This is a genomic window from Roseibium sp. (genome assembly GCF_051016195.1).
Taxonomy (GTDB): Bacteria; Pseudomonadota; Alphaproteobacteria; order Rhizobiales; family Stappiaceae; genus Roseibium.
Map to the genome: position 1 here is coordinate 740,183 of NZ_CP134616.1, position 25,040 is coordinate 765,222.

Sequence of the window (25,040 nt, forward strand, 5' to 3'; positions counted from 1 at the left end):
CCTCAGGATGAGGGTTTTCTGTTCACTGACGCGGAAAAAGGCCCTCGACCGATACATTCGGCCTGGCCCCAACTTTCAACGGTCATCGCCGGCTTGATCGGGGATGGCATCAAAAAATCTCGCCGTCCCGGCCTTGAGCCGGGACCAGCACACCACCTGTCTTCAAAAGGCACCGGCTCAGGACCGGGGCGGCACGGAGACAACAAGGCTGTCCGGCTCCCGGGGCAAGCCCCGGAAAGAAAGCGGGAGGTCCGACGATGACCTCTCACGTCTTGCCGGAAAGCCTGCACTGGGATGTTCCCCGGCATGCGGAACTGACCGTGACCTCCAACTTCACTTTCCTGCGCGGTGCATCCCATCCGGAAGAGCTGGTGACGCGGGCTGCCGAACTCGGGCTTGAGGCGATTGCGATCACCGACTGGAATTCCCTGGCCGGTGTCGTCAGGGCCTATTCGGCGCTCAAGGAAATCAAGCGTGCAGCGAGTGAAGGCGGCGTGCCGGTGCGTTCCCATTCGCAGATCGATGCCTCCTCCCGGCAGCAGACGAACGAGATCCCGCCCCTGCCCGTGCCGGAGGTCCTGAAGCTGCCGCGGCTGATCGTCGGCGCCCGGCTGGTGCTCACCGACAGCCCGGTCGACTTCGTCGCACTGCCGACAAGCCGGGCCGCCTATGAACGGCTCAGCCAGCTTCTGACCCTCGGCAAGCGGCGGGCGGAAAAGGGCGACTGCCACCTGGAATTCGGGGATGTGGTGAGGTTCTCCGAGGGGCTTATCTTCGTTGCCCTGCCCCAGGGCGGACACTCGCAGGACGCGTTCTCCAAGACCGCCCGGGATCACATCCGCACGCTGCGCCAGGAGGTGCCGGGCCACGTATTCCTGGGGGCAGCACCCCGCTATGACGGCACCGACCAGGCCTGGTTCCGCACCTGCGCGAAAGTGGCCCATTCCCTCGCAACCCCCATGGTCGCCGTCGGCGATGTCATGATGCATCATGCCGGACGGCGGCGGCTTGCCGACGTGCTGACCTGTCTGCGCGAAGGCTGCACCATCGACGAGATCGGCACACGGGCGCAGCCCAATGGCGAGCGGCGGCTGAAATCGGCCGCCGACATGACCCGCCTCTACCGCCACCACCCGGCGGCCCTCAGGCGCACGGTCGAAATCGCCACGCGCTGCAGCTTCGACCTGTCGGAACTCTCCTATGAATACCCGGACGAAATCACCGACGGGCAAGACCCGCAGGACCGGCTGGAACGGCTGACCTTCGAAGGCCTGGAGATGCGCTATTCCGCCGGCGTGCCGGAGCACGCGCAAAAGCTGGCGCACAAGGAATTGCGGCTGATCCGCAAACTCAAGTTCGCCGCCTATTTCCTGACCGTCCACGACATCATCCGCTTCGCGCGTAGCCGTCATATCCTGTGCCAGGGGCGCGGGTCGGCGGCCAATTCCATCATCTGCTACGCGCTCGGCATCACCGATGTCGGGCCGGAAACCATCACCATGGTCTCGGAGCGTTTCATTTCCGAGCACCGGGGCGAGCCGCCGGATATCGACGTCGACTTCGAACACGAACGGCGCGAGGAGGTGATCCAGTATGTCTACGAGAAATACGGCCGCCACCGGGCCGGGCTCTGTGCCACGGTGATCCATTTCCGCACCCGCGCGGCCATCCGCGAGGTCGGCAAGGTGATGGGGCTGAACGCGGATGTGACCGCTGCCCTCTCCGGCCAGATCTGGGGCAGTTCCAACAGCGGACCGGACGACACAAGGATGAAGGAACTCGGGCTGGACCTGGAGAACCGGCGCATTGCCCAGACCATTGAACTCATCCGGGAGATCATCGGCTTTCCGCGCCACCTCAGCCAGCATGTCGGCGGCTTTGTGATCACGCAGGGGCGGCTTGACGCGCTCTGCCCGATCGAGAACGCGGCGATGGAAAACCGCACGGTGATCGAGTGGGACAAGGACGATATCGATGCGCTCGGCATCCTCAAGGTCGACATGCTCAGCCTCGGCATGCTGACCTGCATCCGCAAGTGTTTCGACCTGATCGGCAGCCATCATGACCGGGACTTCACCCTCGGCACCGTGCCCCAGGCCGACACGGCCACCTATGACATGCTGTGCAAGGCCGACGCGATCGGCGTTTTCCAGGTGGAAAGCCGGGCGCAGATGAACTTCCTGCCGCGCATGCGCCCGCGCGAGTTCTACGATCTCGTCATCGAGGTGGCGATCGTCCGCCCCGGACCGATCCAGGGCGGCATGGTGCATCCCTACATCAACCGCCGCCAGGGCAAGGAACCGGTCCGGTTTCCATCGAAGGAACTGGAGGAAGTGCTCGGCAAGACGCTCGGCGTGCCGCTGTTCCAGGAACAGGCCATGCAGATCGCCGTCGTCGCTGCCGGTTTCACCCCGTCGGAAGCCGACAAGCTGCGCCGCTCCATGGCGACCTTCCGGCGCATGGGCACGATCGGCCAGCTGCGCGAGAAGTTCATCGCCGGCATGATCCGGCGCTGTTACGACAGGGAGTTCGCCGAAAGCTGCTTCGGCCAGATCGAAGGATTCGGCGAATACGGCTTTCCCGAAAGCCATGCGGCCGCCTTTGCCATGCTCGCCTATGTCTCGGCCTATCTGAAATGCCACTACCCGGCCGAGTTCGCCTGCGCGCTCTTAAATTCCCAACCGATGGGCTTTTATGCCCCGGCACAGATCGTGCGCGATGCGCGCGAGCACCAGGTCGAGGTTCGCCCGATCTGCGTCAACACGAGCCTTTGGGACAACACGCTGGAGCGGCGCAGCGACGGTGCGCTGGCGCTGAGACTCGGTTTCCGCCAGATCAAGGGCATGCGCGAGGAGGACGCCGAGTGGATCGTGGCCGCGCGCGGCAACGGCTACCCGGATACCGAGACCCTCTGGCTCAGGACCGGCGTGCCGCCCGCGACGCTGGAGCGCCTTGCGGAGGCCGACGCCTTTGCCGGCATGGGCCTCAGCCGCCGGGATGCGCTCTGGCAGGTGAAGACCATCCGCAGTCCGAAGCCACTGCCGCTGTTCAACGATCCGATCGACGGCGAGGCGATCTTCGAGCCCGATATCCTCCTGCCCGCCATGCATCTCGGCCAGGAAGTGGTGGAGGATTATCTCGCCACCCGCCTGACCCTGCGCGCCCATCCGATGGAGCTGTTACGCCCGCATATCCCGCAGCTGACACCCCATGACCGGCTGGCGCGGCTCACGCCTTACGAGGCCCGGCGCGTCTCCGTCGCCGGTCTTGTCATCACCCGCCAGCGCCCCGGTACCGCCTCCGGCGTCATCTTCATCACGCTGGAAGACGAGACCGGGGTTTCCAACGTGGTCGTCTGGCCGAAGATGTACGAGCAATACCGGGCCGCCGTCATCGGCGGGCGTCTCCTGAAGGTGACCGGACGGCTGGAGCGCGAAGGCATTGTCGTTCACCTGATCGCCGATCACATCGAGGACTGCTCGCACAAGCTCACCCTGCTCGGCCACCCGAATGACGAGGTCCTGGGACAGATGACCGGCAAGACCGACGAGGTGCCGGTCCACCTCAAGTCAGCCGCCCCCAAGCCCCGCGCCATGCACCCGCGCGACCAGGCGAAGAAACTGTTCCCGAGCCGGGATTTTCATTGAGCATCGTGATGCAGCGCATCAAAAGTGACCTAGCGTGAATCTTTTTTGCATTCGTATGCAAACGTGATACCCTGATCCTGGAAATTGCGGTCAACCGCACGATCCAGGGAGGAAACTGAACAATGAACAGACGGACACTTCTTGCGGCAGTGACAGCCGCGGGACTGGCATGGAGTGTGCCTCAGGCCACTGCCGAAGACCTGCCCCATGGCCTGACGGCCGGCAAACCGTTCGACGGTACCAAGCTGAACATCCTGAGCGTCGTCACGCCCCAATTCGACGGGCTGATGCTGCGCGACGGCGAGTTCACCGAACTGACCGGTATCGAGACCGAATGGACCTTCATTCCCTTTGGCAGCCTTCAGGAGAAAATCAACGCCGAGGGCATCGCGGCGAACGGCACCTTCGACGTGGTCAACTATCTCGACAGCTGGGGACCGCCCAACGCGCACTGGCTGATGCCGATCGACGACCTGATGGCCCGCGACGGCATCTCGATGGACCGCTACCCGGCCGCCTTTGCCAGGTCGGCCCAGTTCGAGGGCAAGACCCTCGGTTTTCCGCTGCGTGCCCACCCGCAGCTGATGTTCTATCGCGCGGACCTCATTCCAGAACCGCCAAAGACCTGGGAAGACGTGGTTCGCATCGGCAAGGAACTGAAGGAAAGCAATCCCGACATCGCACCGCTTGCGCTTTACTTCAACAATGACGGCAACAGGCAGAACCTGTTCATCTGGCTGAACTTCCTGTGGGCCGCCGGCGGAGATGTCTTCAACGACAATTGCACACCGGCCTGGACCACGGAAGAAGCGCTGAAGGCAACGGAAGACTACATCGCCCTTCACACGGTGCATGAGGTCACCAACCCGAATTCGGTGGCCTTTGTCGAACAGGACGCGCGCCAGTCGTTCATGCAGGGAAAATCCGCGATGATCCCCGTCTGGTGGTGGGCCTATTCCGGTTTCCACAATCCGGATTCCAGCACGCTGACCAAGGACCAGGTCGCCTTCGCGGGCATGCCGTCCTATCAGGGCGCCACGAAAACCTACGCCATCTCCATGCCGTTCTCGATCTCCGATTATTCCAAGAACAAGGATGCGGCTTGGGAGTTCATGAAGTGGCTCTCGAACCCGGAGATGGACAAGGCAAACGCCATCGTCCGGGAAGTCGGTGGCAAGCCCATCGTCAACAATGTGGTCACGCACATCTCCTCGCTGCAGGATCCGGATGTGAACGCCGCCAATGACGGCATCCAGGCGGCGGCCTGGGATTCTCTGGAGGAGTCCGACATCATGCCGCAAATCGCCGAATGGCCCGAGGTCGGCGACCTGCTGTCCGCGGCCATCGCGGAAGCTGCGGCCGGCGGAGACGTCCGCGAACTCATGACCGGTGCCGCCGACCAGGCGACCCGTGTCCTTCGCCGTTCCGGCTGCATCCAGTAAGGTCCAAAAGCCCCTCTCCGCCAGGGAGAGGGGCACGCTATCCCATGCGCGACAACACACTCAAATACGTGCTGGTGCTTCCGGCAGTGATGGTGGTTTTTGCGACCGCGATCTGGCCGCTGATGGAGAGCGCACGGCTGTCAGCGACCGTCGGAAGGCTGAACCGGCCCGGTTCGCTCGACCAGTATATCGGCCTGGAAAACTACACATGGGCCTTTTTCGAAGAGCCCGCCTTCTGGAATTCGGTCTGGGTCACCGGCATCTACACCCTGCTCACTGTGGGATTGACGACATTGCTGGCGCTGGGGCTTGCGCTTCTGCTGGCTCCCGGGGGACGGCTGCGCTCGGGCGTGCAAACGCTGCTGATCCTGCCTTTCGCCATGTCTCCGGCCCTTATCGGGGTCTCATTCCGCTTCATGTTCAACCCGGAATTCGGCCTGTTCGACGCCTTTTTCGGTGCGGTGATGCCGCCGCTGGCCGATGTAAGCTGGCTCGCCGACCCGACGCTTGCCTTCGCGGTCTGCGTCATGGCCGATGTCTGGGGCTGGATCCCGTTCCTGACACTGGTCCTGATCGGCGGGCTGGCGTCCGTCCCGCAGGACACGATCGAAGCCGCCCAGGTCGATGGCGCCTCCGGGTGGCGGGTCTTCAGGGACATCACGCTGCCGCAGCTCGCACCGGTGCTCGCGGTCGTGATCATCCTGAAATCGATCTTCTCGCTGAAGACCTTCGACCAGATCTTCATGCTGACCAACGGCGGGCCGGGAACGGCGACCCAGACGCTCAGCCACTACATCTATTTCAACGGGATGAAATACGGCCAGATCGGATACGCGGCTTCCGTCGCCTGGCTGATGGTCATCCCGATGATCCTCCTGACGTATCTCTACGCGAAATACGTGTTCCGGAAGGACTGACATGACCGGCAAACAACGCAAACAGTTCTGGAACGCGGTTCAGCTGACACTGATCCTGATCGCCACCTTCATCATGCTGGTTCCGATCGTCTGGATCTTCCTGGCGGCGTTCAAGACGCATGTTGACGTCTACCAGCTCAAACTGTTCTTCCGGCCGACGCTTGAAAATTTCGGCACCGTTTTCGACGATCCCTACCGGCTCGGGGAAAAGCTCTACAATTCCACGGTGGTCGCCTTCGTCACGGTGGTCTTCGCCATCCCGATCGCGACCTGTGCCGCCTATTCCTTCAGCCGGTTCCGCCTGCGCGGCGAGACGACGATGCTGGTGATGATCCTGGCGACCCAGTTCGTTCCGGCGGTCGTGATCATCCTGCCGTTTTTCGTCATGTTCCGCGATGTCGGGCTTCTGGACACCCGCCTCGGTCTGATCCTCGTGAACCTTGCCATCGTGATGCCCTTCGCGATCTGGATGATCAAGGGGTTCATCGACGGCATTCCGATGGATACCGAAGAAGCCGCCATGGTGGACGGCTCCTCGCGGCTCCAGGTGATCCGCAACATCGTGCTGCCCATGGCGGCGCCCGGGCTTCTGACCGCGGCAATCTTCTGTTTCATCATTGCGTGGAACGAGTTCCTGTTCGCGCTCATCCTCACCAACAAGGATGCGGTGACGCTGCCGATCGGGCTGGCGCTGTTCAAGGGCGAAGAAGGTGATCTGTGGAATCTCCTGTCCGCTGCGGGGATCATCATCATGGCGCCAATGTTCGTGCTGGCGCTCATCATCCGGAAATATTTCGTACAGGGCATGACCATGGGAGCGGTGCGGTAAATGGCCGAGGTGATCCTGAAAAACCTGACAAAGCGCTGGGGTGACTTTGTCGGTGTCGACAACCAGTCCCTCGATATCCACGACAAGGAGTTCCTGGTGCTGCTCGGGCCGTCCGGATGCGGCAAGACGACAACGATGCGGATGATCGCCGGCCTGGAGGAACCGACCTCGGGCGAGATCTGGATCGGGGAGCGGAAGGTCAATGACGACCTGCCGAAGGACCGGGACGTCGCCATGGTCTTTCAGAACTACGGCCTTTACCCGCACATGACGATCTTCGACAACATCGCCTACCCGCTGAAGGTGCGCGGCACGCCGAAAGCCGAGATCCGCCCGAGGGTGGAGCGCGCGGCGGAGCAGGTGGAACTGACGCAGTTTCTGGACCGCAAGCCCAAGGCACTCTCCGGCGGGCAGCGCCAACGCGTCGCGCTTGCCCGCGCCATCGTGCGCACGCCGAAAGTGTTCCTGATGGACGAGCCGCTGTCGAACCTCGACGCCAAGCTCCGGGTGACCATGCGCGCTGAACTGAAACATCTCGGCCGGGAACTTAAAGTCACGACCGTCTATGTCACCCATGACCAGATCGAGGCCATGACCCTCGCCGACCGGGTCGCCGTGATGAAGCACGGCGTCATCCAGCAGCTCGGCACACCGGACGAGATCTACAACGACCCTGCCAATCTCTTCGTCGCAGGGTTCATCGGGTCTCCGGCGATGAACCTCGTACGCGGCAGCGTCAGGGACGGTCATTTCGTCACCCAAAACGGGCTGCACCTTACCCCGATCGCAACCGGGGACAGGGATGACGTTGTCCTCGGCGTGCGCGCCGACGACATCAACGTGCACGAGGCGGGTGCCGGGGACATCGATGCCCCGATCTACGCCTTCGAGAACACCGGGGAAGCATCCTTCCTGACCGTCGAATGGGGCCAGCAGCGCGTGATCGCCCGCGGCGATCGGCATCTGCGCAAGGAACAGGATGACGTCGTCGGCCTCAGCCTCAACCCGGACCATCTCTATCTCTTCGATCCGGAGAGCGAAAAACGGATACGGCTTTGACCACTAAGATGGCTATCAACCCTCAAAAACTCGCCTGAAAACTCATCGCCGTAAGTTCCACATGCGCTTCCAGCGGAGGCCGCAGTTCAAAAGCTCTTGGCGTTCTCGCGAAATCGTAAAGCCGGAACAAAAACCAGTTTTCCCGGTGAGCGTCGGCGACCGTCAACTCATTCCGGGAGAGATAAAATGGGGTGCGGTCCCAGCCGTTGGTCGTTTTTACTTCGATCAAACGGTCGCGCCCATCGGGCATGAAACTGAGAATGTCATAACCTGCACCATCCCCGTCCTCGTGCGAAATCCAACGAACTCGCTTTGCAAGGTCTTCCTTTCCCTGTCGCCGAAGCAAGGCTTGTTCGCGCTGAAATACTAACTCTTCTCCAGCCTTGCCCAAAGCCCTGTTGCGCTCATCACGACCGGCAACATCGAACCGCCGCGCTATAGCTTGAAGCATTTCCGTTTCCTTCGGTGGCGGCGCATTCCTAAGCGTTGGCGCCACACCGACGAACAATGAAGGAGCCTCCGCTACTTCGACATCTTTTCGCAACAAGTCCCAATTCGGATGCTGCGCCAGCCAACGCGAAATCGCTTCAGCGAGCGACATCTGAAAATTAAATCTGGGTTGATAGCCCCTGATGATAGGAAGGCCCAATCCCATGGCAGCTGCGGAGACATTGCAATACTTGAATTCAATCGCGCCGCGGCTGCGTCCAATCTGTTCCTGCAGCAGGCGGTTTTGCTCAGCTTTAACATAAGGGCGACCTGCAAGTTCATCGCCAAGCATCGTAAAATAAGATGCTACGGTCGCGTCATTCTCCGCGTCTGACCAATCGTCTGAAGACATAGTTTTGAACATATGACAGCGCATGGGTTGTGTCACTCAAGTCAGCAACTTTCCAGCCATCTCGAACTTTCTTCTCCCTCCGCTATACTTTCCGGCATGGGACAGATATCGGCCTTGTTTGCGCAGAAGGTGATTGATGCGGCGACCGCGGCGGAGCCGTCCGGGGGCACGCGCCGGCGTGATCTCTTCCGGTCTATCGGCGTGGACCCGGATGGGCCGGTCGATCCGAAGCAGATGGTGCCGGACACGGATTACTACGCGCTGTGCGCAAGGGTTGCCCGGGAAGACCCGAACGGGGCCTCGGTGCCGATCCGCGTCGGCTCTTCGATGCGCTGCGACGATTACGGTGCTTTCGGGCTTGCCTGGAAATCCGCGATCGACCTGCGCGGGTCCTACCAGCGTTCGGAACGCTATGCGAGGGTACTGACGAGCGTTGCCACTTATGAATGCGTCGAGGAGGACGGCCGGTTCTTCATGACCCTCAACCGCGCCGGCGAGCGCCACCTCGGCATGCGCCTGTCAAACGAACAGACCATCGTTGCGGTCACGCAGATCAGCCGGGAAGTGGCGCAGGAGCCGTTTTCACCGGACGCCGTCTATTTCCGGCATTCCGGACCGGATGATATCACCGCGCATGAAAGCTATTTCGGCTGTCCGGTTCACTATGATGCGGATCGCGACGCCATCGAGGTATCGAAGGATCATCTCCTTGCGCCGAACAAGCTGGGCGACCCGAGCATTTCCGCCTTCTTCGATACCCATATGGAAAAGGAAATCGCGGAACTGCCCGAAGCCCAGGAGCTGGACGGACGCGTGCGCAGCCTCGTATCGCGCACCTTGAGCGAAGGCGTGCCGAACGTTGCTGATGTCGCCGCCCGCCTTGGCCTCAGCGCCCGCACTTTGCAGCGGCGGCTGGCAGCACAGGGCCACGCTTTCCAGGATCTTGTCGACGATGCGCGTCAGGACCTCGCCGTCCGGCTTCTCAGGCGCACGGATTACGCGCTGGCAGAAGTCGCGTTTCTGACCGGATTTGCCGAGCAAAGCGCCTTCACGCGTGCCTTCAAGCGCTGGCGCGGCGAAACACCAGCCAACTTCCGGCGCACCATTCAGCACGCCTGATCCCGGTCGCATCCCCCGCCCGCGCGGCATGATTGGCGCGGCGGATCAAAACTGTGGCACGCGCAGTCAATACTCCGGACGTCCGGTTTTCTATCTCTTGGTCATCACGTCACCCAAGGGGAGAAATCCAATGCAGACCAGACCTACACTCGTCATCGGTGCGACCGGCAAGACCGGCTCGCGCGTTGCCAGCATTCTCGAACACAAAGGCATCCCCGTCCGGCGCGGTTCACGCGCTGCCGCCATTCCATTCGACTGGGACAGGCCGGATACCTGGAACGCGGCTCTCGACGGCGCTGTCAGCGCCTATGTCACCTATTTTCCCGATATCGCCATTCCAGGCGCCGTTGAGAAAGTCGAAGCTCTCGCAGCCGCCGCCAAATCCGCCGGTGTCGAACATCTTGTGATGCTGACGGGGCGCGGCGAACATCATGCAAGGCTCGGTGAAGAGGTGATCCGCGCTTCCGGGGTCGACTACACGCTCGTCCGCTCTGCCTGGTTCGCCCAGAACTTTTCCGAAGGCTATCTGCGCGATCCGGTGCTGGAGGGCGTATTGCCGATGCCGGGTGGCGATGTCCTGGAACCGATCATCGATATCGACGATATCGCGGATGTCGCAGTGGCCGCACTGACGGAAGACGGACACAGGGGCGAACTTTACGAAGTCACCGGTCCGCGCCTCATGTCCTTCGCACAAATGGCCGACGAACTCGGCGCCGCTACCGGGCACCCGGTCAGGCACATTCCGATCAGCTTCGAGGAATTCCGGGCTGGTGTCGCGGAAGCGGCCGGACCGTTCATCGCAGGTGTCTTCGAGGCAATCGCGCGCGAGACGCTCGACGGGCGCAACGCCCATGTGACCAATGGTGTTGAACGCGCCCTCGGCCGCAAACCCCGCGACTTCACAGAGTTTGCCGCAAAAGCTGCCCGGGCCGGTGCCTGGTCAAATGCGGCCTGACCCGGAAATTCCGAGGGAGATCGACATGAAACCCATGTTCACGCGATTGACGCTTGGCGTCGCCGGGGCGCTCGCCTTCGGGATCGGCGCTGCCATTGCACTGACGCCTCATGCCTTTTACGGGTCCTACGGTGTCGCGCTTCCGGCCAGCCCGGACTTTACCAGCGAAATCAGGGCACCGGGCGCGAACCTTGCTGTCCTAGGAGCCCTGATGCTCATCGGGGCGTTCAGGGCGGCCTGGATACGATTTTCGGCAGCGCTCGGAACCTGTGTCTTTCTCGCCTACGCGACCGGCCGGATGATAAGCATCGCGCTCGATGGACTGCCGTCCGAGGCCATCCTGCTTGCGCTCGTCATCGAACTGACCCTCGGCGGCCTGTGCGCGCAGGCCCTGAGGCGCACCGGACGCGAGGCAGGCTCACAGCGAAGCGCCCAACCGGCGCACTGACCTGCGTTTCAAACCACCAGAGCCACGAAGCGGTTCGCGCATCCACGCGAGCCGCTCCGGCTCTTTGGGGCATGGTCTTGCCATGCCGCATCCCTTCATGACCCTTCCGGCAAAGCGTCCAGCCAATCGAGGCCCTGGGCAACCCACTCGGCCGGGATAGAATGACCGCCTTCGTGGAGGCACAGTTCGAGAGCGCGCCCGCCGCGGCTCCTGTCCCAGCGCTCGCAGTCAAGACGCCGGTCGCCGCTCGCGACAGCGCGGCTTTCGCCGGACGCTCCATTCAGCCTTGAGAGGATGTCAAATCCGTCAGTGATCGCCATGGAGTTGTAGATGCCGACCTCGTCAAACGCGACGACACCGTCGGCAAGACCGTGAATGTGCCGCAAGTTGACCGGCCCGCCCGGGCAGGTATCCGGGTTCGACCGCCAGAAGCCGCCTGCAATCGGTGCATAGCCCCGAAACTCATTGCCCATGTAGCAGGCGACATTCCATACCGTTGAGGCTCCGCGCGAGAAACCCGATGCCAGGGTTCTGATCCCGTCAATCGGCCAGCGCTTTCTGACGTCCTTCAGAACCGCGCGAATGAAGGCTGCTTCATCACGGCCGGGTTCCGCCCTGCCCTCCCCGATCTGACGCCAATAGCCACGCTCGGCAAAGGGCGCGACCAACAGTGCGTTGCGGCTGGTGACGCCGTTGACCATTGCCGTGTTGCGGAAAGTTGCTTCCGGTGAACTGTTCCAGCCATGGAAGTAGACGACGAGCGCGAGCGGTGTCTCGCCGTCCCAGCCATCGGGTGCGGCGGCAAGATAATACCCGCCCGGCACTTCGCACCGGGTCTCGGGGCCACAAGCGAGCGCGGGGAGCGAAAGAACGAACAGAAAGACCGACAAGAAAAACGCACGCATGCGGCAATGCCCTGATTGAAAACGGGCCGATGATTTGCCGAACACAGGCAAACCGCAAGGCAATTGTCCGTGAGTTCGTCCTCTTCCTTTCGCGGGGTCGCTTCGCAAGAAGCGGGACAGCAATCTGCAAAACGTCACACTGTAACTTGGGTCACAGACCGGAACCACGTCTGAAAATAACCTCACGTCATCCAAACTCACGGAGAGGAAAATGTCCGAACAAGTCACACTCAACTACGAAAAAATCGAATGGACCTATCACAGGTCGGATCAGAGCAATGACCGCGACACGTTCAACTTCAATTTCAAGACGGCCGGCAGCAAAGATGCCGCGGACGAGTTCGATCCGGAGTTTTCCGCCGGCGAGGAAAACACTGAAACGGATATCGCAATGGAAGAGGTGATCATCGCTCATGAACACATCGAACGCCCTCATGATACCGACGTTCGGATTTTCGATGACTTTTTTGCGTAGCCTGCTTTTATGACATCCGGGAATTACGGTACGAACTTTTTGCCCCCGGTCTATCCGGTTGATATTTTGCAACATTTCACAACGGAACTTTTCAGGCATTGCCCTTCGGCCTTTGCGGATGGCACGCAATTCCACGCAGATTGTCTGACCTCTTCCTGGCTGGGACCTGGCAACAGGCCTGCGTAAACTCAGGTGAGTTCAACACGTCTGCCAACGGGGCGCGGCTGTTTTGAACCCGGTCACGGAACGGCCGTGCGCGCCGAATGTCACACCCGGCACCTGCCGAAATCGTTTCAGTCCGGACTCGATTGAATGATATCCTTGCACGTACCGACCGTGACACGGAGCGAGCATGCCGGCCCTCAGATTACCCCAGCCACTCAGGTTCTTCGAACGCCTGCGCGCCATGCAGGAAGAAGAAAAGCAGCAAGCCCTTTCAAACCCCTTCCTGGCGCAGGCACTTGAAAAGGAAAAAATGGAGGGGCACCGGCTCGCGATCATTGCCCGAACGGTCGCCCTGATCCTGATCGGACTTCTCCTGCCATTCCTGAATTTCAGCCCGAGCGTGATCTTTTACGAAGCCACGCTGCTGATGTTCATTGCGCTTGGCTGGCTGCAACTGCGCCTCGCGAGCGTCGGCTATTCGAAGTCGGAGCTGCTGCTGATCTTTGCCGATGTCGGCCTTCTGACACTTCTGTTCGTCACACCGAATCCCTTCCTGAGCCAGGAAGTGCCGACGGCCTTCATGTACCGGTTCGACAATTTCATCTACTTCTTCATATTCCTTGCCCTTGGTACACTGGCCTATTCGTACCGGACTGTCTGGGCCATGGGCACCTGGATTGTCGTGCTGTGGCTGATCGGTTCGGTCGGCGTTTCCTGGTTCGGACACAAGATACCGGAGCTCAGTACCGCTGCCGCAAATGCATTTGCCGGGTATTCTCTTGTCGCAGAGGAGCTGGATCCGAACAGCGTTCAACCCGGCGTGCGTGTTCAGGAGCTGGTTGTGATGCTGATTGTCGCCGCGATCCTCGCCATCAAGGGATGGCGGTCGAACCAGCTTCTCATGCGCCAGGCGAACATTGCCGCGGAGCGCGCAAACCTGTCGCGCTACTTTCCCTCCAGCCTGGTCGATGTTCTGGCGTCCACGGACCGGGACATCGGCGCGGTGCGCACACAGGACGTCGCCGTCCTCTTCACCGACATTGTCGGCTTCACAAAATATGCGGAAGAACACTCGCCGGAAGACGTTATGGAGCTGCTTCGTCATTACCACGCGTTTGTGGAACGCTCGATCTTCCAGAACGGCGGCACGCTGGACAAATATCTGGGTGACGGTGTCATGGCGACCTTTGGCACACCGGAAACAGGTCCCGGCGACGCGGCCAACGCGCTGAAGGCGGCGCTTCAGCTGATCGAAGAAACCGAGAGCTTCAACAGGCAAAGAGAGGCCGCAGGTCAGCTGCCCATCAACGTCTCCATCGGCGTTCACTTCGGACCGGTCATTCTGGGTGATATCGGTCCGTCGCGCAGACTGGAATTTGCGGTTGTCGGCGACACGGTCAACGTCGCCAGCAGGCTTGAGGCCTCGACGCGCGAACTTGGCTGCAAATGTGTCGTCAGCGAGGAACTGATGCGCCGGGCCGGGCTGTCCGAGGACGCCGGCACGCCTGCAACAAGGTTCGCGCACCGAAAGCCCATCAAGCTGCGTGGACGACAGAACGAGATCGACGTCTGGACAGTATGACGAGCTCCGGCTTCTCAAGCGGCGCGTGCGCGCTATTTGTCAGCGTGTCGTCAGTGCCTGCGTTTGTGACCGGAAACGGACACAGGGCGATCATGGATTGGTCTCTTGAACATTTTCGAACAATCAGATCTTCCGAAGCTGGGGCCATACCTCCACGTCGCCGACACCGATCTCCGTCTTCTGTCTGTCTTCGACGATCTGACATACGATCGCTCGGACGCCGACATGCTGTCTCCGGCCATGCGCCGTCACGTGGTGCAGCGGCTCGAAAGGCTCGGTTACAAGCAGACCTCCGGCACGGTTGTCAAACACGGACAATCGGGCATCTGCGGACTGATGCCCAAGTTTCATGCCCTCGGTGCGTCGCCGTTCGACATCACGCGCTACGCGCCGAAGCGGCCTGAGGATTTCTACATCCTGACACCGACGCAAACGGCCTGTCAGTTCATCGACAGCTATCCGCTCGAACAGGCTGTCGAGCGCGTGAAGGCCCTGATCGAGAAACAGCCGATCAACCTCCTGCGTCTGCAGGACTTCCTGGAGCACAAGCCCGCGCACCAGGACTTCCTGCCGGCCATCGGCCACTTGAAATACGTTCAACGGGTGGCGGTTCAATCCGATCCGCTGCGCAGCATGCGGGCACTCAAATGATCGGACGAGATATTTGCCAGCGCGGCATCAGCCCGGGCTGGGCAAAGGCGGTATCTGACGCAGGTAGAGAAGGATTGCGGCCAGATCGTCAGGTGTCATCGCCTTGTAGTAGGCGTACCCCATTGGCGGCAGCATCGGCTTGCCATCGGGCCGCTTGCCTTCCGTGATCATCTGCGCGAGTTCAGCATCGGAATAGCCGGGAATTCCGTCTTCGTGAGGCGTGATGTTGGGAGCAACGGAAACACCCCAGGGTCCGTGGAACTCAAACCCGCCCGCACCGAGATGTGTCTCGAACATCGGTCCCTTTTCGCCAAAGGTTGTGTGGCACTCCACGCAGTGCGCGACCGGGCCGGCGAGGTATTCGCCATATTCGACCGTGACGCCTTGGGGGATGGATGCCACGGTATCGATCGGCGGACCATAGGCAGGCGGAAGCGGGAAGTTGTACGTGGACTGCGGCGTCTGGTTCGCGCTGGCGGGAACAGTCCTCAAAAACATCACGATCGACATCAGATCGTCATCACTCAAGCCCCTGTAGAGACCGATGGGCATCGGCGGGCCGATGACACTGCCATCGGGCCTGATGCCCTCGCGGATTGCCCTGGCCAGCTCTTCGTCACTCCAGCCGGCCACCTGGCTGCCGGGGGTGATGTTGACCGCCCAGGCCTCCATCGCGTCGTTCTTTTCGACCAGAAACCCGCCGAACTCATTGGTCATGTCCGGACCGTTCGGTCCCTGCGGCGTATGGCAATTGCCACATGCGGCGGGTCCGCGCACCAGGTACTCACCACGTTCCAGACTTGGCTCTGCAAAAGCTGATGCAGGCAGCAGACCTGCGGCGAATACAAGTATTAGCTTAAACATCTCATCCCCCTCATTCATGTTTTCGCTTCTTACCGGCGAACTTTTTTAGGCTCTCTGAAAATCGATTTTCCGAACACCTTCTCACAAATTTCGAGAAAAAATCTATAGGTAGTTTTATCCATATACTCAGGAGCGTGCTATCTGGTCCCGATTTTTCATAGAAAAACTACTAGATTTTTGTCTTTAAAAGCTCCGTAGAGGCATGTAGTCAGCGTCGAACGAAGAAGTTCGCGGTTTGGCTGGACCGGGTCTGCTGCGTCATCCAGCGCGAAAACCGCGCCGGTAGTCTGTCGGGGAGACGTTGAGTGTGCGCATGAACGCCCGGCGCATGCGTTCCTCGTCGTTGAACCCGCAGTACGAAGCAATCTGCTTGATCGTCTTTTCACTCGTTTCGAGCAGGCCCTGAGCGACTTCAATCCGAATGGCCTCGACCGCCTTCGCCGGCGTCAGACCCATTTGCGCAGTGTAGAGCCTGGAAAAATTCCTGGCGCTCATGTTCATCCTTGCGGCAAGTTCTTCGACCCTCAAATCCCGGTCAGGATGCTCCGCAATCCAGTGGTGCAAGTCTTCGAACCGACCGGTCGCGTCCACCAGTTGGCGCTGCAGGACTGGGCTGAACTGCGATTGCCCTCCGGCGCGGGCCATGTGCGTGACCATCGATCTTGCGACACGAAGCGCCGAGTGACGGCCAAGGTCTTCCGCCACAACCGCAAGGGCCATGTCGATGCCTGCGGTGATACCCGCCGATGTCCAGACATCCCCGTCCTTGATATAGATCGGGTCCACTTCAACCGTCACTTCGGGAAAACCTGCTTCGAGCGTCGGGCAGTCGTCCCAATGCGTGACCGCTCTTCGTCCGTCGAGCAGACCTGCCGCCGCAAGCACCAGGGCACCGGAACAGACCGAACAGACACGCCGCGCGCTTTCCGCCAGAGCATTGACCGTTTCAAGCATGCGCGTGTCCCGCATGGCCGCTTTGGCGCCGTCACCACCCACGACAACCAGCGTATGAATCTCGCGGTTCAGATAGTCCGATACGGGTTCGCTCGGGATCGATACCACCGTGTTTGTGCCGATCATGCCGCCGTCGATCGAGGCGACTGCGCACACGTAGCCGTTGGATTTCGTTTCCGGGTCCGGCGCATGACTGAAGACCTGCAACGGACCAACAAGGTCAAGCAGGACGATGTCCGGATATACGATGAACACCACCAGCTTGGCTGTTTCCCGGGGTTTGGCAACATTGGCAGAAAACGAGGTCATCTTGTCATTCATGCCATGGAAGGGCTTGCTAGTCTAGAGCTACCCAAACCGCCCAGAGATCAACAAACCGGAGACTTCCCATGCTGATGCTCAAGCCAAATTGCGAATGCTGTGACAAGGACCTTCCGCCTTCGGCGGCCGACGCCCGCATGTGCACATTCGAATGCACATTCTGCGCCGACTGCGCAGACGAGCGCTTCGGCAACATCTGCCCCAATTGTGGCGGCAACCTCGTCATCCGGCCGGTGCGGCCGGAAAATCACCTTCTGAAAAATCCGGCTTCGACCAAGCGCTTCACCAAGGCGCACCCGCAATGCGCGGCCCTGCAGGCCTGAGGGAGAACCCTTGCCATGCGCGATCTGACTCGCGTCCTGACCTGGCGGCGGATGAATGAAAGGATCAACGCGTTCGGGCAACCAAGCGAATCAAAGTTCGCCGAAATCAGGTCCGTTGTCGCGACCAATATCATCAAGCCCGGCTCGCATCACAACAAGGGCGCGCTTGCCACTAAACCGGGACCCGTTGCCGGTCTGGATGTGGAGGTTGCTTCAGGAAAAAACACATCCTGCGAACAGAACGAGATCAAACCTGACTCACAGCTGTCAGGTTTGACCTGCCATTGTCTCCTTGCCGCCGCAGAACGGCGGCCATGACCGCCGAGGAGTAGAGAGATGAGCTATGAAATCGACAACGTTTTCCGCAGCCGCGCGCATGGCCGCGGCTTTGCGTTCACCATTCTTCGTTTATGTGCCGACGAGTTCCGCCGGTATTTTCGCCGCCGGACGACTGCCCGTGCCCTTTCTCATCTGAATGAGCAGGAGTTGAAGGACATTGGCCTCATGCGCACGGAACGAGGATACAGCGAACTGGACCAGCACCGCTATCGTGCTGACTTCTGGAAATAAGACCGACCGGCGGCTTGCTTGGGACAGTCAGCCGCCGGTCTTCCGCAAGAGGGCCTTTACGTCGGGCTTGTTCCGGGAAATGAGCAAAGCAATGATCACACCGAAAAACGAAATATCCAGATTGCGCCCGATCAGTTCCGCGCCGCGCAATGATGTGTCTGTATTCTGGTCGAGTTCGATCGTTCTGCAGTTTCCGATTTCGACGCGGTCCGTAATGCACTTGAAGGACTTGACGGGGCCGCGATCCACGTGCACTGCATCTACAATGCGCGGGTGAGCGTGTTCTTCTATCGCCATGCCAAGAGCGGGCATCTAATGCCCGAAACCAGGGCTTTCGAAATCACGGACAGCATCTGGAAACCGGGTGCCGACTGGGCGCATTTCCTTGGCGACCCGGGTGCACTGGATCAGCCGAACCGGTACGCAGGGGAAGACTACCGAGTTGAAAGTTACGACGCTGCAATTCATGATTTACAATAAAATCACGGCACATTCATCGAAACCAATCCAAACATCTGCTCCAAGCTGAATATATTGCTAGAAATACCAATATTTCAGACCTGAACCTCACTTAAACACCTGCCTCACTGCAAATTTATGTTTATCTAACCCCGTTCCACTACACTCAAATACTGAGTTGCGAGGCGGAATGGAATTTGCGGCGTTAAAGAACAACTTCATGGACTTGATGGGTGATGCGGTCGCCGTAGGGCAATTGCTGCCCGGCGCGCCGTCGGCGCACCTGGTTCATGTCAACAACGCCTTTTGCGAGCTCTTTGGGTATCGGCCGGACGATGTACTCGGCCGCGACATGGCCAGCCTCTTCCGCCAGGCCGGCCCACACGGATTTGTCAGCGTCATTTTTGAAGACCTCGTCAAATGCGGCAAGGCACAGCGCGTCAAAGATGACTGCCTTTGTGCGGACGGCTCGCATTTACCGGTGAGTGTTTCGCTTGTTGTCTTCGAGAGCAGCGATGACGGCGGCCATTTTGTCTGTGCAACATTCCGGGAGACCGATGAAAGTGCTGCCTCAGACCGGCTTGCGAAAGCTGAAGACGCACAATCGGAACACAACCGCCTGAGAGCCGCCCTTGAGACCTTTCCCGATCCAATCGCCCTTTACGACAAGGACAAGCGCCTGTGTTTCTGGAACAAGGCCTTCGCGGCCTCGCTGACCGATACACCCGGCGATATCAAGGCAGGTTTGCACCTTGAGGCCTTGCTGCGGATCGGGTTGGCGAACGGCAGGTTTGCCGAGGCAGAAGGACAGGAAGAAGCCTGGCTTCAAAAGCAGGTACAGCTCGCCGACAGGACAGAACCCGCATCCGACCTGGAATTGGCGGGTGATGTGCACCAGCGTGTGCTGCGCAGCCGGATTGCGAATGGCGACCTGCTGGTTATTCGCTTCGACACGACAGAGATCACGCGCGAGCGACAGGCTGCGGACCGCACGCATGCACGGCTTGTTGCGGCCCTGAATGCCTATCCGGATCCGATCGTCATATATGACAGGAACCTCAATCTCGTCAGCTGGAATGAAGGCTACGCCGCATCCGTGACCGACAATCCGGAAGATCTGGCCGAAGGCATGCACCTGCGCGATGTTCTCGGTCTCGCGATCGGACACGGGCGGTACCCCGATGCCATCGGGCAGGAAGAGGCCTGGGTAGAAAGCATCATGACGCCCGAGAATCTGGGCAGCGGCTGGGAGGACGTCGAGCTGGAAGGCGACATTCACCACCGGCTGCTGCGCTCTAGGTCCTCAAACGGCGACTACGTCGTTATCCGGTTGAACGCCACGGAATTTGTAAGACAAAAACGCACCGCCGAAGCGGCACAAGCGCGATTGCTGGCCGCGCTCAACGCCTATCCCGCTCCTTTCGTCATTTACGATTCCGATGATTGTCTCGTTGTGTGCAACGATGCCTATCGCGCCTCCATGACGAACAACCCGGATGAGCTTGAGGCCGGGATGCACAGAACGCTCGTGGCGCGGATCGCGATTTCGGCCGGCAAGATCGCAAACGCAATCGGCCGCGAAGAAGAGTGGATGTCCGATGACCATCAGGAGGTCGATGTCGCCAAGCCGGTTCAGGACCTGGAACTCCCGGGTGACGTGCATCACCGGCTTCTGAGGACGCGCGTGGAAAATGGCGATCTGGTCATGCTCCGTCTCGACACAACCGAGCTGGTGCGTCAGCGCCGGGCGCTGGAAGAGACACAGGACCGGCTGTTCTCGGCGATCAACGCCTATCCCGACCCCTTTGCGATCTATGACGAAAACCACAAACTGGTGATCTGGAACCCGGCCTATGCGGTCTCGATGTCGGACAATCCGGACGAGATCACTGCAGGCAGCAGTCTGAAAGCACTTCTCACCACTGCGGCGAAATGCGGGCGTATTCCGGCGGCCATCGGGCGCGAAGAGGAATGGGTCGAAGCGTATTATTCGCCGGATGTGCTTGAGCCCGGCGTCGAGGATTTCGAGTTTTCCGACGATCAGCATCACCGCATGGTTCGTTCGCGTACCGAGAAGGGTGAATATGTCGTCCTGCGCCTGAACATCACGGAAGTCGTTCGGCAGCGCCGCGCTCTGGAACAGTATTCCGCCCGGCTGGAAAAGGCGAACCAGGAAATCACTTACAAGGCTTTGCACGATGATCTGACGGGTCTCGGCAATCGTCGCTACCTCACCCAGAAATTCGAAGATTTCGTTCGGCGGCGGACCGCTTCCGGCGGCGAGATCGCCGCTCTTCATATCGACCTGGACCGGTTCAAGCAGATCAACGACACGATGGGGCATGCCGCCGGCGACGAAGTGCTCCTTGGTATCTCCAGACGCATTCTGGCCCGGGTTCGCCCGCAAGACGTTGTCGCACGCATCGGCGGCGATGAGTTCGTCGTTCTGCTCTATGTATCCGGCGATGATGACCGGCCCGAAACACTCGCGCGTGTGTTGCTCGAGGATCTCGCCCAACCGATGCGCTACGAGGGAAAGATCTGCCGGTTCGGTGCGTCGATCGGCCTGGCACGCACGCCACTCGCGGATGTCGACCAGTTGCTGACGAATTCCGACGTGGCGCTCTACAAGGCCAAGCGGCGCGGGCGTGGTCAGCTTGGCATTTTCGACCGTGCCGACCTCGAGGAAGTGCAGCGCACGAAAGAGGTCGCCGACGATCTTCTGCGCGCCATCGAAAACGACGAATTCGTGCCTTACTACCAGCCGCAGGTGGATGCGGTGACGCGGCAGGTGGTCGGGATCGAAGCGCTTGCGCGCTGGCAGCATCCGGAAAAAGGCATTCTGACACCCGCTGCGTTTCTCTCCGTTGCAACCGACCTGCATGTGGCGGCAGACATTGACCGGATGATCTTCGAAAGGGCGGTGCAGGAATGCCAGCAGGCCTTCGGCGCTTACCGCGAACCGTTGTCGCTGTCGTTCAACGTGAGTGAAAACCGGATCAACGACAGCGAAATAAAGACAATCCAGGACTGCGTGAACAGCTATGCCGGGCCCATCAGTTTCGAACTCCTGGAAACCATCTTTCTTGAAGAACAGGACGATGACTTCCTCGCCCGTCTCCGCCAGCTGCGGGACCTCGGGGTCGGCATCGAAGTCGACGATTTCGGCAGCGGCCGAGCTTCGGTTGTTGCGCTGCAGCGGATCAATCCGGACAGGCTGAAGATCGACCGGAGGCTGGTTTCGCTGGTGGCGGAAGGCAGCGGCGGGCTGCGCCTGCTACGTTCGATCATCGAAATCGGGCAGGCCCTTGAACTGGGCGTGACCGCCGAGGGCGTGGAGACGCGGGAACAGGCCGAGATCCTTACCCGGCTCGGCTGCGACAGGCTGCAAGGTTACTACTTTGCCAGGCCCATGGCGTTTTCAGACCTGCTGAACCACCTGGAAACGCCAGACAGTCTGGTCCGGGGTGCCTAGAGCGGTTCAAGCTTAGGCATCACAAGCCTTGTCTGCCGCGATGCACAATGCGCGATTTCAACGCGTCCTGCGTAGCGCCAGGCGCTCCCGGTTGAGCGTATAGATGCCGGTCGCAACGATGATCAGGGCGCCGAGCCAAGTCCAGGCGTCGGGGAACTGTCCGAAGACGACAAACCCGTAGAAAGTTCCCCAGATCAGGAGCGTGTATTGCAGCGGTGCGACGACGACTGCCTGGGCGGCATCCAGCGCCAGGATGACAAGCGTTTCCCCCGCCGCCGCAAGAATCGCCATGGCGACCAGAAGCAGGATTTCAGTTGACGACCCCGGCGTCTCCCAGACAAAAAGCATCGGCCCGGTCAACAGGATGCAGGACACGATCGCGGTGTAGGCCACCGTTGTTCCGGCGCTGTCACCACCGGCGAGAATGCGCGACAGGATCTGGCGGAGCGCGAAAGCGCTGGCGGCAATCACCAGTAACCCGGCCGCCGGATGCAGCACGCCGAGCCCCGGACGGATCACGATCAGCGTGCCGATGAACCCGATGATGACCGCAGTCCATCGGCGGATTCCGACCGGCTCGCGCAGGATCAGTGCGCCCATCACCGTGACCATAAACGGCGCGACGAAAGTGATGGCGACCGCGTCTGCCAGCGGAACGAACTTGACGCCGATGACAAACAGCGTGGCGGAAACGGCTGCGAGAGCGCCGCGTCCGATCTGCAACGCCGGATTGGCCGAGACGAGAACGGAACGGCCCTTCAGGCCGATAAGAACAACGACACCGAGCAACAAACCCAGCTGACGGCACCAGACGATCTGGAACGGATGGATCGTGTCCGTCAGGAACTTCGCCATTGTGTCCACGGCGGAAAACATGAACATGCCGAGCGCCATGAGCGCAATCCCGCGCATCGTGTCGAAATGCCCGGAGCCGGGCGGATCTGGATTGGGTGGGCGAGGGTACGGCCTAGCGATCTTGCATCTCCATTGACCGGTCCGATCAATGGGGCCGTGCAGAAGTGTTATCCGGCGATGCGTCCCGCGTCCACGACAACTTCGCAAAATCACGGCACATCGATCAGCTTCAGGTTTCCGGATGCCCCGGAAATTGGCGCGCGCCATCGCAGATTTCGTACCAGTCCGGCTTTTCGGCGACGAATTCATGAAACGCGTTGCGGACGCCCGGGTCCTCATCGAAGCAATGCGCGTTGACGGGAAAGGAGGCTGCTTCAGATAACGGCTCACCGAGCGCCGTGCCGCAGCGCCTGCAGAAGGAGCGGACGTATGTATAGGGCGCTTCGGGCTGGTAGCAGGCGATCTCCGCTTCTCCGCTCACAAGTTGAAACTGCTCCCGCTTGACGAAGACAAAAGGTGTTGCTCCCAGTTTCCGGCAGCGCGCGCAGTGACAGGTACCCATCATGCCCGGCTTGCCTTTGACGGTGAACCGCACGGCGCCGCAACAACAGCTTCCCGAGATCTTCCTGTCCGTCGTCTCCATGGAGTCTCCTTTCATGTTCCGCTGCCCTTGATTTAGCAACGCCATGCTGACACCGTATTGTCAGCATGGTGTCAGCATCAAAGAAAGGAAGGTGACGTGAGGCGCGGCGACCGGCTGTTCGAACTGATCGAGATCCTGAGACGCGCACGCGGCCCCGTTCCCGCCACGGCGATCGCGGCGGAGCTGGAGGTCTGCAAACGCACCGTCTACCGGGACGTCGCGGCGCTGATGGCGCAACGCGTCCCGATCCGCGGCGAGGCCGGGGTCGGCTATGTGCTGGAGCCGGGATTTCACATGCCACCCCTGATGCTCACACCGGACGAAATCGAAGCGGCGGTTCTCGGGGCGCAATGGGTGCGGACGCGCGGCGAACCGGACATGCAGCGCGCGGCGGCAAACCTGCTCGCAAAGATAGAGGCAATCGCACCGGACGACCTGCACAGCTTTTTCGCACAGCCGGCAACCAGCGTCGCACCCGTTGAGACGCGGTCTGAGGTGCTCGCCTCGTCCGACATCCGAGCCGCGATCCGGCGGCAGAAAAAAATCAGGCTGGAATACCGGGATGACCGGGGGACCGTGACGAACCGGGTTATCTGGCCCGTTCTGCTCGGATACAGGGACGAAGGACGGATTCTGGCTGCGTGGTGCGAGTTGCGGAACGGGTTCCGGTACTTCCGCACCGAGCGGATCATGCAAGCGGAAATACTGGAAGATGGCGTCCCCAAACGCCGGGCTCAGCTCCGCAGCGAATGGGAGACGGCCATGAAGGCGGAACGCGGGCGGTTCCACGGCACCGAAGCTGGCCCGGTTGGTGGCGCGTCCTCACAGAAAGACTGATGGAAACTGGCGGGTGAGCCGCACACGATCTCTTTCGTGTGCGGCCAGGGTCGTATCGGCCGGCTAACCGAGCAAGCGATGATGCAGGATGATCGGAACGGCGAGTTCCTCCTCGTCGGCAAGGTGACGGTCAAGGAAAGCTTCGATCGTTCCTGCGAGACCGTGCAGCCGGCCTGCTTCTTCGCGTGCCTGGGGCTCGTCGAGATGGATCAGCTTGATCGACCGGTTCGCGGTCTCGGTAAACGTGTCGAGGACACGATCCAGCTCCTGATGGTCCTTTTCGAGGATCTCCAGTCCGGCATCGAACCGAGGATCGGCTGCCGAAAGCTCCGGGAAGTAACTCTTGTCTTCCCAGTTGTGATGTCCGTGGAGATTGGCCACCAGCGCATTGCCGTAATAGGACAGCCGCCCCGCGAAATCGTCCGGTTCCCTGGACTTGTCCAGATAGAGTTCGGTTTCGGAGCGCACGAGTTCGCCGAGCCGGCGGAACATCTGATGCGCGCTGAGCCAGTGTTTCGTCTTCTCCTTAAAGCCCGGATGGGCGTCCCAGCTGTCACGGGGATAGTCGTCCAGCAGGACGCGCATGGTCGCGGGCATGTCTTGCGTGCGGATGTCGAATGCGTGTGTCATCGCCATCTCCTTTCGTCCCCCATATCGGGACGACATCGGAGGAATTCCACGTCCACACCTGCATTGCCGTT

The 25,040-nt window shown here is 60.6% G+C and carries 25 protein-coding genes; 17 read left to right on the forward strand and 8 right to left on the reverse strand.

What is annotated here, in order from left to right; genetic code table 11:
- Nucleotides 1–257 precede the first annotated feature (257 nt).
- The 5 genes from RDA78_RS03390 to RDA78_RS03410 all read left to right on the forward strand — a co-directional run bounded on the left by RDA78_RS03390 (nucleotide 258) and on the right by RDA78_RS03410 (nucleotide 7,894).
- A complete protein-coding gene (locus tag RDA78_RS03390) occupies nucleotides 258–3,647 on the forward strand; it encodes an error-prone DNA polymerase (RefSeq protein ID WP_434053955.1) in 3,390 nt (1,129 codons plus the stop codon).
- Nucleotides 3,648–3,769: 122 nt separating this feature from the next.
- Nucleotides 3,770–5,089, forward strand: a complete 1,320-nt coding sequence (locus tag RDA78_RS03395; RefSeq protein ID WP_434053956.1) for an ABC transporter substrate-binding protein — start codon at nucleotides 3,770–3,772, stop codon at nucleotides 5,087–5,089.
- A 44-nt stretch (nucleotides 5,090–5,133) separates the two neighbouring features.
- Nucleotides 5,134–6,006: a carbohydrate ABC transporter permease gene (locus RDA78_RS03400; protein ID WP_434053957.1), complete on the forward strand. Its 873-nt coding sequence runs from the start codon at nucleotides 5,134–5,136 to the stop codon at nucleotides 6,004–6,006.
- A gap of 1 nt (nucleotide 6,007) precedes the next feature.
- Complete coding sequence (locus RDA78_RS03405; RefSeq protein ID WP_434053958.1) at nucleotides 6,008–6,835, forward strand: carbohydrate ABC transporter permease; 828 nt, start codon at nucleotides 6,008–6,010, stop codon at nucleotides 6,833–6,835.
- Entirely contained in the window at nucleotides 6,836–7,894 is a 1,059-nt protein-coding gene (locus tag RDA78_RS03410) for an ABC transporter ATP-binding protein (protein ID WP_434053959.1), read from the forward strand.
- Between the two features lie 22 nt (nucleotides 7,895–7,916).
- Here the strand turns inward: RDA78_RS03410 and RDA78_RS03415 are convergent, their stop codons facing one another.
- Nucleotides 7,917–8,747, reverse strand: coding sequence for a DUF3883 domain-containing protein (locus RDA78_RS03415; protein WP_434053960.1), 831 nt, complete (start codon nucleotides 8,745–8,747; stop codon nucleotides 7,917–7,919).
- A 102-nt stretch (nucleotides 8,748–8,849) separates the two neighbouring features.
- Between RDA78_RS03415 and RDA78_RS03420 the strand changes: the two genes are divergently transcribed.
- From RDA78_RS03420 to RDA78_RS03430, 3 genes are all read left to right on the forward strand, one after another.
- Nucleotides 8,850–9,854 (forward strand): AraC family transcriptional regulator ligand-binding domain-containing protein, encoded by a 1,005-nt coding sequence (locus RDA78_RS03420; protein ID WP_434053961.1) that lies wholly within the window; start codon nucleotides 8,850–8,852, stop codon nucleotides 9,852–9,854.
- Nucleotides 9,855–9,984: 130 nt separating this feature from the next.
- Nucleotides 9,985–10,812: an NAD(P)H-binding protein gene (locus tag RDA78_RS03425; protein ID WP_434053962.1), complete on the forward strand. Its 828-nt coding sequence runs from the start codon at nucleotides 9,985–9,987 to the stop codon at nucleotides 10,810–10,812.
- 25 nt (nucleotides 10,813–10,837) lie between these two features.
- On the forward strand, nucleotides 10,838–11,260 hold the full coding sequence (locus tag RDA78_RS03430) for a DUF4345 domain-containing protein (RefSeq protein WP_434053963.1): 423 nt from the start codon (nucleotides 10,838–10,840) through the stop codon (nucleotides 11,258–11,260).
- Nucleotides 11,261–11,355: 95 nt separating this feature from the next.
- Here RDA78_RS03430 and RDA78_RS03435 read toward each other — a convergent pair whose 3' ends face one another.
- Nucleotides 11,356–12,165, reverse strand: a complete 810-nt coding sequence (locus RDA78_RS03435) for an alpha/beta hydrolase family esterase (RefSeq protein WP_434053964.1) — start codon at nucleotides 12,163–12,165, stop codon at nucleotides 11,356–11,358.
- 211 nt (nucleotides 12,166–12,376) lie between these two features.
- On the opposite strand from RDA78_RS03435, the gene RDA78_RS03440 reads away from it, so the two are divergent.
- The 3 genes from RDA78_RS03440 (at nucleotide 12,377) to RDA78_RS03450 (ending at nucleotide 15,038) form a co-directional block, all read left to right on the forward strand.
- Nucleotides 12,377–12,640, forward strand: a complete 264-nt coding sequence (locus tag RDA78_RS03440) for a hypothetical protein (protein WP_434053965.1) — start codon at nucleotides 12,377–12,379, stop codon at nucleotides 12,638–12,640.
- A 352-nt stretch (nucleotides 12,641–12,992) separates the two neighbouring features.
- Complete coding sequence (locus RDA78_RS03445; RefSeq protein WP_434053966.1) at nucleotides 12,993–14,387, forward strand: adenylate/guanylate cyclase domain-containing protein; 1,395 nt, start codon at nucleotides 12,993–12,995, stop codon at nucleotides 14,385–14,387.
- 105 nt (nucleotides 14,388–14,492) lie between these two features.
- Nucleotides 14,493–15,038, forward strand: coding sequence for a hypothetical protein (locus RDA78_RS03450; protein ID WP_434053967.1), 546 nt, complete (start codon nucleotides 14,493–14,495; stop codon nucleotides 15,036–15,038).
- A 27-nt stretch (nucleotides 15,039–15,065) separates the two neighbouring features.
- On the opposite strand, the gene RDA78_RS03455 is transcribed toward RDA78_RS03450, so the two are convergent.
- Together RDA78_RS03455 and RDA78_RS03460 are read right to left on the reverse strand one after the other, a co-directional pair.
- On the reverse strand, nucleotides 15,066–15,902 hold the full coding sequence (locus RDA78_RS03455) for a c-type cytochrome (protein ID WP_434053968.1): 837 nt from the start codon (nucleotides 15,900–15,902) through the stop codon (nucleotides 15,066–15,068).
- A gap of 258 nt (nucleotides 15,903–16,160) precedes the next feature.
- On the reverse strand, nucleotides 16,161–17,165 hold the full coding sequence (locus RDA78_RS03460; RefSeq protein WP_434053969.1) for a GlxA family transcriptional regulator: 1,005 nt from the start codon (nucleotides 17,163–17,165) through the stop codon (nucleotides 16,161–16,163).
- 80 nt (nucleotides 17,166–17,245) lie between these two features.
- Between RDA78_RS03460 and RDA78_RS03465 the strand changes: the two genes are divergently transcribed.
- From RDA78_RS03465 to RDA78_RS03475, 3 genes are read left to right on the forward strand one after another with little or no spacing between them, the layout of a single operon-like run.
- Complete coding sequence (locus RDA78_RS03465) at nucleotides 17,246–17,500, forward strand: DUF1272 domain-containing protein (protein WP_434053970.1); 255 nt, start codon at nucleotides 17,246–17,248, stop codon at nucleotides 17,498–17,500.
- Nucleotides 17,501–17,515: 15 nt separating this feature from the next.
- A complete protein-coding gene (locus RDA78_RS03470; protein ID WP_434053971.1) occupies nucleotides 17,516–17,818 on the forward strand; it encodes a hypothetical protein in 303 nt (100 codons plus the stop codon).
- Between the two features lie 18 nt (nucleotides 17,819–17,836).
- Nucleotides 17,837–18,070: a DUF1127 domain-containing protein gene (locus tag RDA78_RS03475; protein ID WP_434053972.1), complete on the forward strand. Its 234-nt coding sequence runs from the start codon at nucleotides 17,837–17,839 to the stop codon at nucleotides 18,068–18,070.
- 27 nt (nucleotides 18,071–18,097) lie between these two features.
- Here the strand turns inward: RDA78_RS03475 and RDA78_RS03480 are convergent, their stop codons facing one another.
- Nucleotides 18,098–18,382, reverse strand: a complete 285-nt coding sequence (locus RDA78_RS03480) for a hypothetical protein (RefSeq protein ID WP_434053973.1) — start codon at nucleotides 18,380–18,382, stop codon at nucleotides 18,098–18,100.
- 3 nt (nucleotides 18,383–18,385) lie between these two features.
- On the opposite strand from RDA78_RS03480, the gene RDA78_RS03485 reads away from it, so the two are divergent.
- Both RDA78_RS03485 and RDA78_RS03490 read left to right on the forward strand, forming a co-directional pair.
- Nucleotides 18,386–18,550: a hypothetical protein gene (locus RDA78_RS03485; RefSeq protein ID WP_434053974.1), complete on the forward strand. Its 165-nt coding sequence runs from the start codon at nucleotides 18,386–18,388 to the stop codon at nucleotides 18,548–18,550.
- 199 nt (nucleotides 18,551–18,749) lie between these two features.
- Nucleotides 18,750–22,004 carry an EAL domain-containing protein gene (locus tag RDA78_RS03490; protein WP_434053975.1) on the forward strand — a complete coding sequence of 1,085 codons (3,255 nt, stop codon included), beginning with the start codon at nucleotides 18,750–18,752 and terminating at the stop codon, nucleotides 22,002–22,004.
- A gap of 57 nt (nucleotides 22,005–22,061) precedes the next feature.
- Here the strand turns inward: RDA78_RS03490 and RDA78_RS03495 are convergent, their stop codons facing one another.
- Nucleotides 22,062–22,916 carry a DMT family transporter gene (locus tag RDA78_RS03495; RefSeq protein ID WP_434053976.1) on the reverse strand — a complete coding sequence of 285 codons (855 nt, stop codon included), beginning with the start codon at nucleotides 22,914–22,916 and terminating at the stop codon, nucleotides 22,062–22,064.
- A gap of 172 nt (nucleotides 22,917–23,088) precedes the next feature.
- Nucleotides 23,089–23,502: a GFA family protein gene (locus RDA78_RS03500; protein WP_434053977.1), complete on the reverse strand. Its 414-nt coding sequence runs from the start codon at nucleotides 23,500–23,502 to the stop codon at nucleotides 23,089–23,091.
- Nucleotides 23,503–23,598: 96 nt separating this feature from the next.
- Between RDA78_RS03500 and RDA78_RS03505 the strand changes: the two genes are divergently transcribed.
- The gene (locus RDA78_RS03505; protein WP_434053978.1) at nucleotides 23,599–24,339 is read left to right on the forward strand and encodes a helix-turn-helix transcriptional regulator; all 741 of its coding nucleotides are present in this window, start codon (nucleotides 23,599–23,601) and stop codon (nucleotides 24,337–24,339) included.
- 63 nt (nucleotides 24,340–24,402) lie between these two features.
- Here RDA78_RS03505 and RDA78_RS03510 read toward each other — a convergent pair whose 3' ends face one another.
- The gene (locus RDA78_RS03510; protein ID WP_434053979.1) at nucleotides 24,403–24,969 is read right to left on the reverse strand and encodes a hemerythrin domain-containing protein; all 567 of its coding nucleotides are present in this window, start codon (nucleotides 24,967–24,969) and stop codon (nucleotides 24,403–24,405) included.
- Nucleotides 24,970–25,040 lie beyond the last annotated feature (71 nt).